This window comes from Sphingobium sp. YBL2 (assembly GCF_000943805.1).
In the GTDB taxonomy this organism is placed as follows: Bacteria; Pseudomonadota; Alphaproteobacteria; order Sphingomonadales; family Sphingomonadaceae; genus Sphingobium; species Sphingobium fuliginis.
Map to the genome: position 1 here is coordinate 155037 of NZ_CP010957.1, position 14628 is coordinate 169664.

Below are 14628 nucleotides of genomic sequence, written 5' to 3' on the forward strand. Positions count from 1 at the left end.
AATCATCCTGTTACCGGCACTTCACCTTGCCGCGATCGATTTCGCGGCCAAGAAGCGCGCCGCCCACGCCGCCTGCAATCGTGCCGAGCGTCTTGCCCCCGACAAGATTCGCCAGGAGCGCGCCCCCAACGCCGCCAATGACAAGCCCGGTCGTCCCATCGGAACGACGGCAATAAGCGCGGCCATCATGACCCCGGAAGATCTGGTCATTACGGCCAAGACGGCGCTCGCGATAATTGCCGCTCCGGTAGCTGCGCGATGGCTCCCAATTGCGCTGGTTGCCGCGCCACTCGTAGCGCGCCCTGTCGTCTTTCCGATGATGGGAAGGCTTGGCATCCGCCACCCCTGAAACGAGCGTGAGGCCCACGGCCATCGCCGATACCAGACCCATAAATTGCTTTCCCATGATTGTCTCCCGTGTTCCGGTCATCTCTAAAAGCAATCGCGCATGAATGCTTTATGAGCGATTGAATCATTTCTTCCTTTTTCTCGCAATGCCTGGCGATAAGCTCTGGATCCTGCCAGAAAGGATAATCGCCATGTCGCCTGCTGAAGACGTTCCTCTGCCTGACGCTGCCCTGGTAAGAGCGATGGGCGGCGCCCTTTCCATCTTCGCGACCCTCCTGACCCGCCGCGGCATTGCCGACATGAGCGAACTCGCCGATCTCCTCGGGCTTTATGCGGTCGCCACCAGCCAGGCGGATGAAGCGGAAGGAATGATTTTGGGATGCTGGGCCGGGATGCTGAAGGATGTGGCGGAGCATCAGGATGAGCCCTCTGATAATGACCGTCCGACCTGAATATCCTTTCCCGCCTCGTCAGCGAAAGGAGGTGAGGAAGATGCAGAGCCAGGCATGGTTGTGCTGAGCCTGCTGCTGCGACAGCACCCCCTTTCTCCATGCCCATCTTACGGCCGACCTGCTGAACGCCGCCCCGGCCTGTGAAAAATCCGCGCGCGCGGCGTATTAGCGGGGCCAAGCAGAACTTTCCGCTGCGAGCTCATCGCAAATTTCTGTGACCGGAATCGGAGGATGCATCGACGGCTTTCCTGTACGCGCCCCGACGGAACAACGCCTGGGCGCCCAGAGATCGATCGGCGCCAACGGGCAGGACGATCTCCTGGAATGGCGGCGTCACGGTGCCTGCCAGATCCGCGTCGATGATCTGGACCACACCCGCCGGGAGACTGACCGACAAGGTCGTCCCTTTTCCCACCTGCGTTCCCGGCGCAGAAAGGGTTAGTCCTACGATCCGCTCGTCGTCTGCAACCGGGAAAAAGGCATAGCCCCGTTCCACCACATCGCTTATCGGCGCGCGCTTGTCATAGCGCGCCTCTATGCAAATACCCTCGCCCCTCAGATAGCGGTCCCGATCGAAAAGCTGGATCGCCGCACCGCGAAATGTTCGTGCCAGTCTTTCCGGGTCGGGGAGCTGGCATTCAGCCGGAAGTTTCAATGGGGCCAGCTCGGGGCCGTGCGTCCCGCTTGCTGCGTGAAGGCCCTGCGCCGCGCTCAATCTGGCTTGAAAAGCCTGGATCGCCGCTTCGCTTTCGAGGATCAGCGCTTTATTCGCCTGCCAGGCGGCGGTCCGCCTTAGCCGATCGAGTGCCAGCTGCGCGGTATCACGGGCCCGCCGAGCCTCCGCCTCGACTTGCGCAATCTCGGTTGGTGACGGTTGCTTGTCGCCATAGGCGACCAGGCTGAGGTCCGGCACGACCTCCTCGGCAAGCGACGGCAAGGGGCAACGGGCAGCCCGCTCTGCCATCGCTCCCCGTTCTCGCCGTAACTCCAGCGCGTGGGTTGCCCGTCCGCTCCAGGCGCCTCTTTCGCCCAATCGATAGGCCGCGCCTTCGGACTGAGGCCGCCGCGTGGCTTGCAGCCTGATCGCCCTGCCGTCAATTGACCAATGGCCGGTTGCAGCCGCATCGGCCGCCCCATAGGTCACAGCCCATTCAAAGCTGCCATCGGGGCGCAGGAGCAATTCGGAGCCGGTTTCCATCACTCCGGACAGATAGTAACGACCCGACAACTGGTCGGCCGACGGTTGGGCGGCAACGGGCGCAACCGACATTGCCAGACCGAAAATCCCTGCGGAAGCCCAGTATCCCATTTTCGTCCGGTTGTTACAGCACTGAGTCAGATGCCAGGGCTTTCCCATCATCGCATCAATGCAAACCGCTCGCCTTCTCGTGAACCCAGCCCTCATTGGTGAGAATGACCGCGGCTTTCCCCTCGAGACTCTCGGCGGTGTTCCGCTCCAGTTCAGGATAGGCAGCCGTCAGCTTCGCGTTTCCGGCCCAGCTCGGCACATCAACGAGATGGTAACGATAGGGCCCCTGTGCATTATTCGGCCACAGATTCACGGTAGGCGAGCTTGAGGGACGTCGGCGCCAGCTTCTCTGCCAGGGATTGCGCTACGTAAGCCGTCGCGGCCACACAAAAAGGCCGGCACAACGGCCGGCCATAGTTTTAGGAGAGGATGCCTGAAAGGCATCCTCATGCTGCACCTGCGAGCAGCCGTGCGCAATACAAATCCGCAGGCACCGTTGGTGAAGGCGGCTCCAGTGTCTATCAGGCGGCCAGCATGTCCTTCATCGTTGCGGGGTCAAGCCGTCACCGGCGCAGTTCTTCGATCCCGAGTTCCTGCCATATCCACCCGAAGTCGTACGTCGCCATCGGATCATCGATGTCAGCGTGTCTCCCACTGAGATTTTCGAGATGTTTTAGCCACGTGGCGAGTTGGTCGCGTCCGGCCTTGCTGCCGGCGCATTGTCGCGGCGTTTTGTCGCCGAGCATCGGGACAGGCTCATCGAGGAGTGTCCGGTATTGACGATCGAGCATGCCGTGGACAAGCGGGGTGGCGACCTCGACCGGGATGTCCGGTGCCGGCTCCGACACGGTTCGTCCTTCCTGACGCGCAGCCATCGCCTGTTCGATCGTCTCGATCTCGGTCAAAGGTGTTCCCACCAGGGCGCCGAGCGCCTGGGTGACGAGTGCAACGCCGCGTTCTGCACGTTCGGCCGAGGTGACGGAGAGGATCAGAGCGCGGCCCTTGAGTTCCAGATTCCCAAGCACCGGCGTGCCGTCTTCCATTGACACACCCCACGCCATCTGGCCGGTGCCTTTCTTGCCCTGTTTTGTTCTGGTGCCGAGCCAGTTCCAGAAATGTGACGTTTCCCGCTGCAGGGCGGGCACGGTATCGAGGCGGTCGCCGATGAGTGCCTGCGTCGTCCCCCGCGTGAACGGAAAACGGACACGGTGGAAAACAACCTCCTCGCCATCGGCGTTATGCAGCGTGGGGATGGCGACAGGCTCGAGCATCCTGGGCAAGATGTCGAACAGCCAGACCATCGAGATGAGCGGCGCCAGGTCGCGCAGTTGATCATCGTCGATCACTAGTTTCGCGCGCGGGCCGCGCTTGCCCTGTCCCAGGCGCAATGCCTCGAGAAGGGCGCTGGTGGCTTCCGCTGTAAAGGACAGCAGGCCGCCTGCCAGGATCCTATGCCCGCTCACCGGAATGATGCGCACGCCGATCCGATCCCACGGGCCCAGCGTCCTGGACGCGGTGCGCTCGCGGACCTGGACGGGATCACCGCCCCGGATCAGATCTCGCGCGAGGAAGCCGACGCCGGGCTCGATCGCGCTGACTTCATAGACGCTCATGACGGAGGTCTTCAGCGCGCGCATGTAGAGCTTGTTGGGGCCGGCCTCGTTCCATCCGCGGCGCTTGAGATATTCGTCCACGATGTTGCGGCCATCGGGCTCGAAGACGCGGGTCACCAGGTCCTCGAACGCGCAGCCCCACAAGGTCATGGCCCAGTGATCCCCGATGATGCCGGGCAGTTCGTCGGAATCGATGTCGAACTGCGTGAGAACCGGCCCCAGATGATCGTCGAGCGCGTCATGCAGGTCGTCGGCCCACTCGGGCCGTGTCGCGAACTTCATCAGCCCGGTCAGGTCGTGGCCGCGTTTCATGCCGGTAGCTCCATAGTCTGTCGGTGCGCGGCGACGATGCGCGAAACGGTCGGCTCGCTGACATGATAGAGCCGCGCCATCTCGGCGCCGGATTTTCGTCCGGAGATGACGGACTCCGCGATCTCGCGCCGTTGCTTTTCGCCGAGTTTGCGCCGGCGTCCGCCGATCCGCCCTTCGGCGCGCGCCTGGGCGAGGCCGGCGGAGGTGCGCTCGCGGATCATGGCGCGCTCGAACTCGGCGAAGCTCCCGACCATCTGCATCATCATGCGACCTGCGGCCGTGGTGGTGTCAATCGCCTCGGTCAGCGAGCGGAAGCCCGCGCCCGCCGCCTCGATCCGCTCCATAATGTGCAGCAGATCCTTGAGGCTGCGCGATAGCCGGTCGAGTTTCCAGACGACGACGACGTCACTGTCGCGTAACTGGCCGATCATCTCCAGGAGCTTTGGCCGGTCCCAGCGCCCGCCACTGGCAATTTCCTCGAACACGCGCCTGCACCCAGCCGCGTCGAGGGCGCGGCGCTGGGCGGCGTTCGACTGCTCGTCACCCTTCGACACCCGCGCATAGCCGATCAGATAGGGTGCCCTGGTCAAATCCTGCCTTTCACAAACGGCCGTATCCGGAGGCCAGTGCGGCATGAACGGATTCCTGCGGCCTCTTGTCTTTCACAATCCTCTTTCAGAATCATGCCGAAAGGCAAGTGGTTTTTGGAGGTTCAAAGATGCCCGGACGGATTCCGATGACGACGCGGCAGCGCGCTGCCCTGCTGATGTTGCCCGACGACGAGGCGGCGATCGTGAAGCACTATAGTCTGTCAGGTGAGGACATGACCGCGATCGACACCGCGCGCACGCCCGCCACCCGACTCGGCTACGCCCTGCAGCTTTGTTGCCTGCGCTACCCGGGCCGGCATCTGCGCCACGGGGAACTGCTGCCTGCGGTCATGCTCGACCATATTGCCGAGCAGGTCGGGGTGGATGCAAAGGTCATAGCTGATTTCGCCAGACGCACGCCCACGCGCTACGATCAGCTCGCCGCGATCAAGACGCGCTTCGGCTTCAGCGATCTGAGCCGCCCGCACCGCGTGGAATTGCGGACATGGCTGACAAACGAGGCGGCGAGCATCATCGACGGACGCGCGCTGCTCGGCCGGCTTCTGGATGAGATGCGCGCGCGTCGGATCGTGATCCCGGGTGTCAGCGTCGTGGAGCGCATGGCGGCCGAGGCGATACATCAGGCGGAAACGGATCTCGTGGCCGCGATCGATGGCGGCCTTGGCCATGAGATGCGTCAGCAACTCGACGCGCTGATCGATGACAAGGTGCATGACCGGCAGAGCCGTCTGTCCTGGCTGCGCGAGCCAGAACCGCGTGTCGCATCCGCTTCGCTTTTGGAAATCGTCGAAAAGATCACGCTGATTCGTGGGACGGGCATATCGGCTTTCTCCCCTGATGTTCGCCACGAACCGCGCCTGGGGCAATTCGCCCGGGAGGGTGTGCGCTACACGGCACAGGCTTTCCAGCAAATGCGCCCGGCCCGCAGGCGGGTCGTGCTGCTCGCGACGCTGCGCGAGCTGGAGGCGACACTGACCGATGCGGCGATCGATATGTTCATTGCGCTCGTGGGGCGGGCCCATCTGCGCGCCCGCAAACGGCTCGAACAGCGCGTGGCCGTTTCCGGCCGCGAGGGCCGCGAACGGATGTTACGCATCGCCAGGGTTCTGGAAGCGATCAGCCAGGCGGCCCGGGCTGGCGGCGATGTCGCCGCGGCGGTCGATGCCGTGGCATCCCTCGACATCATCGACGCCGACGCCGCTATCATCCGACGTACCGCCTCACCGCACCGGAACGAGGTTCTGGACGAGATCGCGGCGGAATATCGCGCCTTCAAGCGGATGGGGCCGTCGTTCGTGCGCGCTTTTGATTTCCAGGGCCGGGCCGGAATGCAGCCGTTGCGCGATGCGATGGCGATCCTCGCCGATCTCGACGGAGACTGGCGCAGGGCGTTGCCCGATGACGTGCCGCTTGGCCATGTCGAGCACCGCTGGCGTCGGCATGTCATGACCGCAGGCGGGATCGATCGCACCCATTGGGAGATGGCGACTTACAGCGCGCTTTCCAATGCTTTGGCATCCGGTGGTATCTGGGTGCCGACCGCGCGCGTCCATCGCGCGCTCAGTGTGCTGCTTGCCCCACCGGCCAGCCCCGTACCGAAGCCCGCTTTCTCGCTCGGCGATCCGCACGCCTGGCTCGACGAGAGGGCGGCAAGGCTTGATAGCGCCCTGCGCGAGGTCGCCCGCGATCTGGACAAACGCGATCCCCCCCTTTTTGCCGGCGAGCGGCTGCGGTTTCCGAAAGACCCCAAAGAAGACCCTGGTCAGGATGAAGGGCGGCAACTTGCGCTCACCTGCTACGGCATGGTGCCTGCCACCCGTATCACGGATGTGCTGTCGCAGGTTCAACGATGGACCGGCTTCATCCAGCATTTCGGCCATGTCTCGACCGGTCTGCCTCCCGCCGACGAACGCGCCTTTCTTGCCACCTTGATCGCGGAGGCGACCAACCTTGGTCTGTCGCGCATGGCCGAAGTTTGCGGTGTCGCCTCGCGTCGCGCACTGTTGCGTATGCAGACGTGGCATATGCGCGAGGAAACGTTTCGCGCCGCGCTCGCCAGCCTGACCGACGCTATCCATGCCGAACCGCTCGCCGCCTGGTTTGGTTCGGGGCATCGCGCATCGGCCGATGGGCAGGCTTATTATCTCGGCGGTGCCGGCGAAGCCGGAGGAACGGTCAACGCACATTACGGTCGCGACCCCGTGGTCAAGATCTACACCACCATCACCGATCGATACGCACCGCTTCATCAGACGGTCATCGCCGGGACGGCGGGCGAGGCGATCCACGCACTCGACGGCATCCTCGGCCACGAAAGCAGCGCGGACATCACCGCCCTCCACACCGATGGTGGCGGCGTCTCCGATATCGTGTTCGCCGTCATGCATTTGCTCGGCCTCGATTTCGAGCCGCGCATTCCGCGCCTGTCGGATCGACAACTCTATGGTTTCGAGCCCGCGCGGCGCTATGGTCGGCTCGCACCGCTGTTCGGGCGCCGCCTCGGTCGGGACCTGATCGTCAGCCATTGGGCCGAAATTGCGGAGGTCATCGCGGCGATGCGCGACCGCACTGTCACACCGTCGCTGATTTTGAAGAAGCTGTCCGCCTATCGTCAACAAAACAGTCTTGCTGCGGCACTTCGGGAGGTCGGACGGATCGAGCGCACACTGTTCACGCTGCGCTGGTTCGACGACACCGATCTGCGCCGGACGGTCACCGCCGAACTCAACAAGGGCGAGGCACGCAACAGCCTGGCCCGCGCTGTCGCCTTCCATCGGCTCGGGCGGTTTCGCGACCGTGGCCTGGAGAACCAGCAGACCCGCGCGGCAGCGCTCAACCTCGTCACGGCCGCCATCATTCTTTTCAACTGCCGCTATCTCGGTCGTGCCGTCGATGAACTGCGGCACCGCGGCACACCTGTCGATCCCGCCATGCTGTCCCGATTGTCGCCGCTGGGATGGGACCGCATCAATCTCACCGGCGATTATATCTGGTCCGAGAGCCTCGACCTCGATGCCGATGGCCTCATGCCGCTGCTCATCAAGCCGCTACCGTGAATCTGTGTCCGAATAATGTACAGAGGCCGATAGGTCACCTGCGAAAGCTTCATCCCCATCGCCTCGGCCGGTTCTGTATATTGAAGGATCTCGTCCACCGTCGGCGTCCCGTAACAGAATTTCGGCGAGGCTCCGCTGAAGGCTCCCTGCTCGCCATCTGTCACAACGGTTTTTTTGCCGTCAGCGGACAGCTCATAGGCGTGCACCGGAATTTCCTTCAGTCCATCGCCGAAGAGACCGGCTTTGATCTGGATGCTGGCGTCCTTCACCGTCAGCAGGCCTGCATCGACCAGCGCGGCAAGCGGCGCCTCCACGCGTGCCCGGCTTTCCTGCGCGAACTTTGCCGTCAGCGGCGAAGCATCCACGTAGCGCGGAAATGCCGCATCACCCTTTGCGGCGGGCGAAACCTGTCCCCGCGGAACCGAGATGCATGGCGGATGCTTCTCGATCCAGCCATTGATGGCCGTTTTGAAGTTTCCCTTGCTCGCTTCCTTGGAATCCGTGCAACCAGCCAAGAGGAGCACGCACACAGATACTGACAGGGCAAATTGCTTCAATGCTCAACTCCTCGCTATTTCCGGGCGTTCTAACATATTGAACAAACATCGATATCCGTGCCTGTTCAACTCATCGCTTCATACCCTCGGCTGATCGGGCGATTGTTGTTTCATTGCTTTATCGCGTGGGGATCTCAGCGCCTCCCCGCTTATAGCGGCATGAGGGCATCGGAATTTGCGCATCTTTGCTACTGTCAGTTCAGGCAAGCCACCGCACTGAGCCAATAGCGTCTCGCATCTTCGGCCAGCCTGAAGCGACAAAGGGATGTCCCGACGCCCGGGGGGTTGGTCGCGTCGCTGAAAGCGACTGGGGCGCCGGGACTCTGAAGGCCGCAAAGGGTTTGGCAAACTTCAGGACCCTGCCTCGGGTCAAAGACGAGGGAATCGTCAGGCGGGATCCGCTCCACGCTATCCAATATTCAGATCGGAGTCGAAACAAATATGGCCGCTTTGGACAGCATTCCAGGCATCGGTTTCCTTCATCGAGGAGTTCGATGACACGCGATGCAGGCATTCACACGAATTCTCGCCACCAAGCAGGTTTCGGCTCAGATGATTCCTTGAGATCGCAGGATGGGCTCTATCTTCTCGCGAACAAGAAACGCGCCATCAGCGGGATGTTTGAATGCGGGTGCTGCGTTCCGCGGCAACCTCGAACGGCGATGTCGTATTGGCACGCGGATCATAATATCGGTCGATCCGGTTACGGAGGCGGCTTTGGACGCGGTTCGCCACGCGGCTGTTCACGCGGCCCATGGGTCCGATTCCGGCGGGCGAATTGCTTTTCGTCTGGCGCTGCCCCACTTCTCCGATAGCGGAATCGGCAACATGCCCCTGTTGTGGCGCCGCCTCCTGGGCCGCCCAGGCGGGTGAGGCCAGGAGCAGAAGCGCGCCCAATGCAACGAGCCTGCAAGATATTGGGCTCTTGCCTGTCATGTCCGGTGCGCGTGCGCAGGACGCAGCAGGATATGGGTAATTTGTCCCGTCACCCCCCCGGCATCATCAGAGGAGCGGGCTACCAGTGCCAGCGTCTGGACAGGACAATTTGCCGGAATGCGCACCTGGCCTTCAAAGCGGCCCTTCGCCTGTGATGAATTAGGCACCTCAACCCGCGCAATCTCCTGCCCGTTCCGGCAGCGAATGGTCCAATAGGGCCGCGATTCCGAGAGCTGCTCAATGCCGCTGCTGCGCCCTTCCAATATATAATCGCCTTGGGGAAGCATCTGCAGCTGCTGCAGTAGAATCCCACCATTGCCCATCGAGACCGTGAAGTCGAAAAGTCCGTTGGCCGGGTCAGGAACAAGCGCCGTCGCGAGACCCGTACCGCTCATGGCCACCCAGTCGAAAACGCTTGGCGTTTCCACAATGCTCCTGAAACTGGGATCGCGCGAACTGCGCCTGTCAGCCCCCTCGCGGCTCACGGCGTAATAGGACCAGGCATCCTCGAACTGCCCTCCCGCCAGGAGCTTGTTCACGACAGCAGAGCTGGCGCTATCGGGAACCGGAAAGCGCTGCGCCGTCAAAGCGCGGAAAAAGGCCGCGGCCGCAGCCGGATCAGCGTCGCTTCGCGCGACATAGCGGACAAAATCGAGAGCCCAGATCGGCCGATCGGCCAGCGTCCGCACAAGGCCCGTGCGGATTGCGTCATCACCAAGCGCCGAGGCCAACACAGGAAAGAGGAGGCCTGGCGCATCCTTCTTGGTCCGCAACGCGATGTCATAATGGTGAAGGGCGCCTGCAATATCATCGCGCGCAACAGCCAGTTCGATCGCTGTCAGCTGCGTGCGCAGATCCCGCCGCGATATCCTTTGCGAATAGGCGAGCAGACGGTCTGCCCTCGGCTCATCGCCCTTGAGCATTGCATCAAGCCCAAGCGTTGCGACAGCCTCAACCGCAGTCGGATCATGACGCAGGGCTTCGTGCGCCGCCGCGACGGCGCGCGCCCGGTCTTGTGGCGAGGCCTCGGGACCACTCAGTTGCTGTGAGAAACGAGCAGCTACATGACCATTGCCAGGCGCAAGGGCGTAGGCCTCTTCGATCCTGCTGTTCGGCAACACCAGGGCCAGCGATTGCATAACCGAGACATAGCCCAACAGGGCCGCAATCGCCGCCAGTGCGAGCCGCGCGACCCAATTGGGTTGAGCACGTCGCTGCCGCCGGATCCTTGCCCCTTTCATCAGGCCGCTTGGGCTTCAGTCTTGCGGCCATAGCTGTAGCCATATTCATAGCCATAGCCGTAGCCATAATGCGCCTTCTTCGCATCGAACTTCGTCAGAACACTACCGATGATCCGGACGTTGGCCGTGAGCAGGCGACCGATCGCATCCTTCACAAGATTGGTGCGGATGCCATGCGACTCCACAGCGTAAATGACGCCTTCCACCCTTGTGGCGATGAGCGCCGCATCGGCCAGACCCATGACTGGTGGTGAATCGATAATCACATGGTCATAGGTTTCAAGTAGGCGGCCTATCAGATGCGCGAGGCGATCGCCGGTCAGAAGTTCCGCTGCATTGGGCGGAAGCGGCCCGGCCGACATGGCCACGAAACCCAGATCCTCCATCGAGAACAGCAGCGACGGGATATCGTCTTCCCCGCTCAGGAAATTGCTAAGACCACGCCGGTTCGCAACACCCCCCAGTTGATGGATGGACGGATTGCGCATGTCACCATCGACCAGGATGATGTTTTTCCCGGCGCGGGCCAGCGTGGAGGCCAGCGCAAGGCACGTCGTCGACTTGCCTTCGCTCGGGCGCGTCGAGGTGACGGCGAAGGCACGGGGAACGCCATGATCCGTCGAAAAGGACAGATTAGTCTGAACTGCCAGATAGGCATCCACCAGATCCGATTTGCGGTCGAGCAGGATGTCCCTGGGCGCCGCGTCCACCTTGGGAATGGAGCCCAGCAACGGCAAGCCGAGCGCTCGCTTGACCTCTGCGGGGTCAGTGATCCCTTCATCGATCTGCTCAAGACCGAATGCGAGGGCAGCGCCGATCCCGAGACCCGCCAGAATGGCGATTGCAAGATTGATGAGCAGCCTGGGGCTCGAGGGCAGCTTGGGCGCCTGCGCCGGATCAACGACAGCGATATTATTGACGCCAACACCGCCGGCTACGCCAATCTCCTTGTATCGCTGTAGCAGGCCATCATAGAGCGCCTGGTTGGTATCGACCTCTTGCTGATAGATATTATACTGGATGCTCCTGCGGCGCTGGTCGAGATAGTCTCCCTTGAGTTGCTCGACCTTCGCTTTGAGAGCCTGTTCCTGTTCCTGGGCTTGGCGATAGTCAGCCAATTGCGAATTGGAGACACGGCCTTCCTCTTTCGCGATGCTGCTATCGAGCTGGTCAATCTGCGCCTTCACCGCATCAGCGGCAGGATATCCCGGCTCGAACTGCGTCATCAGCCGCTGATATTCGGCCGCCAGTTCAGCCCGGCGTTGCCGCAGACCGTTGATCGCGGTGTTGCTCAGCGCCTGGGCGGACGCCCCGGCCTTGCCACTTTCCTCATAGCGGGTCTGCGCTGCGATGCGGTTGGCGGTCGCCTGCGCCAGCGCGCCATTGAGGGCCGCCAGATCATCGACCACGATAGATCGCTCGGCGCTTGATTCCCCACTGCCCGATTGGGCAGGCAGATTGATGATTTTCGCGTGTGACGCATAGGATACCAGCTGACGTTGAGATTCATCCAGCTTCTGCTTGAGCTGAGCGAGCTGGCCCTGCAGAAGATTACGGCCATAGGACGTCGCCTGGATCTTGCGATCAAGATTGGTCTGGATGAAATTCTGGGCCCAGACATTGGCAACCTTCGCGGAAAAGGCAGCGTCTGGACTGGTGAAGCTCACATCCACCAGACGCGACAACCGCGTAGGACTGACGCTCAGATGCTTGCGGAGAATTTCACCCGCGACGCGCTGCCGGGTAGCACGGCCGGCGGGTGCGAAGCGCCCATTTACCAGCTTGAAGGCAGGATCTTCGCTCTCGGCATCGAACATTTCGAAAAATTTCGGGGAATCGATGAGCTTGAGCTCGGCTGCTACGCGTTCGGAGAGCGAGCGGGACTGCAGCAGGCCATATTGCGTCTGGTAAAATTCCTGGTCGGCAATGCTTGCATCGCGCTCAACCCCTTGCAGATCGGTCACCTTGTCCGATTCCCGCGATATCTCGATGGTCGAGGACGCCGTATATTGCGGAGTCATCAAAAGCGTGACCACCAGCCCGATCAGGAAGCAGATCGCGACTGCGCCCAATATGACATAGCGCCATCGCATGGCCATCCGGAGATACTGGCGCAGGATGGGGATCGACGCTTCTTCGGACTGCGACTGATGCAGCGCAGCCAATGCCGTGTCGCCGCCGAGCTTGGAAACAATGCTGTTCATATGATTGCAGGCCTCAGCGCACAACGGCGACAAGCGGAGCGGCGACCAGGGGCGCCAGGGAAACGATATCGCGGAACAGCCGGCGTTCCGGGGAATCGCCAACGATCACCACGTCATTGGCATAAATGGGCGGATCGACATAAGCCCCGCGGCGGATCGCGCCGAGGTCATACAGGCCAGCCATGCGCTGATTGTCGACCGTGCGCAGGATAACAACCTGTTCCTGCTTGGCGAACTCGTTGAGCCCTTTGGCCGAGGCTATGACCCGCATCAGCGTCATCTGGTTGGTGACAGGATAGAGACCCGGTTCGGTCACCTCACCATCGACCGTGACCACCTGGCTAACCGAACTCTTGATATTAACCGTCACCTGCGGATTGCGAACATAGCGCCCTTTGAGTGCATTCTCGATGGTCCGCGCCAGTTCGTCGGCGGTCTTGTTGCGGGCATCGACCGTGCCGATAAGCGGCATGGAAATGCGCCCGCTTGCATCGACCTGCATTTCCCGGCTGAGCTCGGGAACATTGAAAATGTCCACGCCAATCGTGTCGAGCGGACCGATGAGGGCCGGCCGGTCGGCCGCGCCCAGATCGCTGCGATGGGGGGCTGGAAGCCCCTGGCTGTCCGGCACGACCGTCAGTTGCGCGCTCGGCTGGGGCGGCGGCATTCCTGCACATCCAGCGACACTCGTCGCAATAATCAGTGAAACAAGAATTTTCCGCATGTATCTGAAATCCGCGACCAAAAGAATTGAATCTGCATTAGATGCTGATCCTATCGACGTAAAGCGATGCGTGACGCACCCTGACCTAGCCAAATCGCAGCAATCACAATAATCGCCATAAAAATGGGTGTTCGGGCCGGGTAATCGAAAACACTGGCGACAAGAATCAGGAGCAGTATCCCCGACCCAAGCCGGGCCAATCCATAATAGGCCGGATCAGCCCGCCATGCTCGCGTGCTCGCCCGGATATACCATCCCAGCGCAACGAGAAGCAGCACCAACGCGGGCAATCCGCCATCAAGCAGGATTTCCAGAAAATCATTATGCGCATGATTGAAATAGGTTCGCTTCAACAGCCCAAGCGGTTCATATATGCGAAACATCGGGTCGAAGCTGCCAAAGCCCGTTCCTGCCGGGAAATAGGCGCCGATCATGGCCAGTACGGTGGGAAGCCCGCGACGGCGCATGTCCTCCCCGGGATCCAGTTCGAAGGCGCGATTGATCGATTCAGCCCGGTCAGCAGCAATACTGATCAGGACAAGAAGCGCTATGATGCCGATGATCGCGGCGACCAGCACCGGGAATGCCCAACGTGGTGCACGGCGAAACGCATGCCGAATGTCGCGCCAGCTGAACATCAGCCCCATCCCGATGGCCAGCAGACCCGTCAGGATGCCGGATCGTGATCCCGTCGCAAGAATGGTCAGCGCAAATAGGGTGACGAGAGCGAATGCGACAGGTGCCCGCCAATGACGCCCCTGCAAGCCCGAAAAGGCCCAGACCGGTGCAACAAGGCATCCTATCGCCAGGAAAAGTGCAAAATGGTTGCGATTGGCAAAGATGCTGCTGACGCTTCCATCCGTGTCGTTGACCAAAGGATGGTTGAATGAAAATCCGCAAAATTGCCACAATCCGAGCAGCGTCGACAGAAAGACCATGCCGAGCAGAATACCCGGGAGACGCTCCCTTTCATCATCGTCAAGAACGCTCAGAAGATAGAGCGTGACCACAGGAACAATGAGCGAGGATGCCGCATTCATCGTGGCCCATGGCACGATCGCCCAGGGACGCCAGGGCGGAGCGCCAAGAGCACTTTCGAGAAACGGTCCGCGGCCCGGTAACAGCGTCCAGACAGCGGGTGGTAGCGGCACCAGCTGTAGCAGAACGAGCAGGAGCGCCGCCAGGAGCAGCCATGCCACCGCTCCGGTTTTAATAATGTCCGGCTTCAGGCCGCACAGAATCGCGATGACCAGCGTCAGCCATGCGGCCGAGCGAGTCACGACCTGACCCATGACGTCCGCATGAGACGCTCCTCCCGCCATCCA

The 14628-nt window shown here is 61.7% G+C and carries 12 protein-coding genes; 2 read left to right on the forward strand and 10 right to left on the reverse strand.

Translation table 11 applies throughout. The features are described from left to right. Positions 1-10: 10 nt before the first annotated feature. Complete coding sequence (locus TZ53_RS24300) at positions 11-406, reverse strand: glycine zipper 2TM domain-containing protein (RefSeq protein ID WP_044663457.1); 396 nt, start codon at positions 404-406, stop codon at positions 11-13. A gap of 46 nt (positions 407-452) precedes the next feature. Here TZ53_RS24300 and TZ53_RS27710 point away from each other — a divergent pair, with 46 nt between their 5' ends. Further along, positions 453-800: a hypothetical protein gene (locus TZ53_RS27710; protein WP_238320215.1), complete on the forward strand. Its 348-nt coding sequence runs from the start codon at positions 453-455 to the stop codon at positions 798-800. 199 nt (positions 801-999) lie between these two features. On the opposite strand, the gene TZ53_RS25795 is transcribed toward TZ53_RS27710, so the two are convergent. The 4 genes from TZ53_RS25795 to TZ53_RS24325 form a co-directional block, all read right to left on the reverse strand. Next, the gene (locus TZ53_RS25795) at positions 1000-2160 is read right to left on the reverse strand and encodes a hypothetical protein (protein WP_157009877.1); all 1161 of its coding nucleotides are present in this window, start codon (positions 2158-2160) and stop codon (positions 1000-1002) included. 4 nt (positions 2161-2164) lie between these two features. Then, positions 2165-2308: a hypothetical protein gene (locus tag TZ53_RS24315; RefSeq protein ID WP_157009878.1), complete on the reverse strand. Its 144-nt coding sequence runs from the start codon at positions 2306-2308 to the stop codon at positions 2165-2167. Between the two features lie 304 nt (positions 2309-2612). Beyond that, positions 2613-3974 carry a hypothetical protein gene (locus TZ53_RS24320; protein ID WP_007683476.1) on the reverse strand — a complete coding sequence of 454 codons (1362 nt, stop codon included), beginning with the start codon at positions 3972-3974 and terminating at the stop codon, positions 2613-2615. Further along, the gene (locus tag TZ53_RS24325; protein ID WP_007683474.1) at positions 3971-4564 is read right to left on the reverse strand and encodes a recombinase family protein; all 594 of its coding nucleotides are present in this window, start codon (positions 4562-4564) and stop codon (positions 3971-3973) included. Before TZ53_RS24325 ends, TZ53_RS24320 begins: the two co-directional genes overlap by 4 nt. A 128-nt stretch (positions 4565-4692) precedes the next feature. Here TZ53_RS24325 and TZ53_RS24330 point away from each other — a divergent pair, with 128 nt between their 5' ends. After that, positions 4693-7641 (forward strand): Tn3 family transposase, encoded by a 2949-nt coding sequence (locus TZ53_RS24330; protein ID WP_233431824.1) that lies wholly within the window; start codon positions 4693-4695, stop codon positions 7639-7641. Here TZ53_RS24330 and TZ53_RS25800 read toward each other — a convergent pair. From TZ53_RS25800 to TZ53_RS24360, 5 genes are all read right to left on the reverse strand, one after another. Next, positions 7569-8198: a hypothetical protein gene (locus tag TZ53_RS25800; protein WP_157009879.1), complete on the reverse strand. Its 630-nt coding sequence runs from the start codon at positions 8196-8198 to the stop codon at positions 7569-7571. The genes TZ53_RS24330 and TZ53_RS25800 overlap by 73 nt on opposite strands. A gap of 932 nt (positions 8199-9130) precedes the next feature. Next, the gene (locus TZ53_RS24345) at positions 9131-10375 is read right to left on the reverse strand and encodes a hypothetical protein (RefSeq protein WP_044663460.1); all 1245 of its coding nucleotides are present in this window, start codon (positions 10373-10375) and stop codon (positions 9131-9133) included. After that, entirely contained in the window at positions 10375-12579 is a 2205-nt protein-coding gene (locus tag TZ53_RS24350; RefSeq protein ID WP_044663461.1) for a GumC family protein, read from the reverse strand. The genes TZ53_RS24345 and TZ53_RS24350 overlap by 1 nt, the downstream gene beginning before the upstream one ends. Positions 12580-12592: 13 nt before the next feature. Further along, a complete protein-coding gene (locus TZ53_RS24355; RefSeq protein ID WP_044663597.1) occupies positions 12593-13303 on the reverse strand; it encodes a polysaccharide biosynthesis/export family protein in 711 nt (236 codons plus the stop codon). Between the two features lie 50 nt (positions 13304-13353). After that, positions 13354-14595 carry an O-antigen ligase family protein gene (locus TZ53_RS24360; protein WP_044663462.1) on the reverse strand — a complete coding sequence of 414 codons (1242 nt, stop codon included), beginning with the start codon at positions 14593-14595 and terminating at the stop codon, positions 13354-13356. Between the last annotated feature and the right edge of the window lie 33 nt (positions 14596-14628).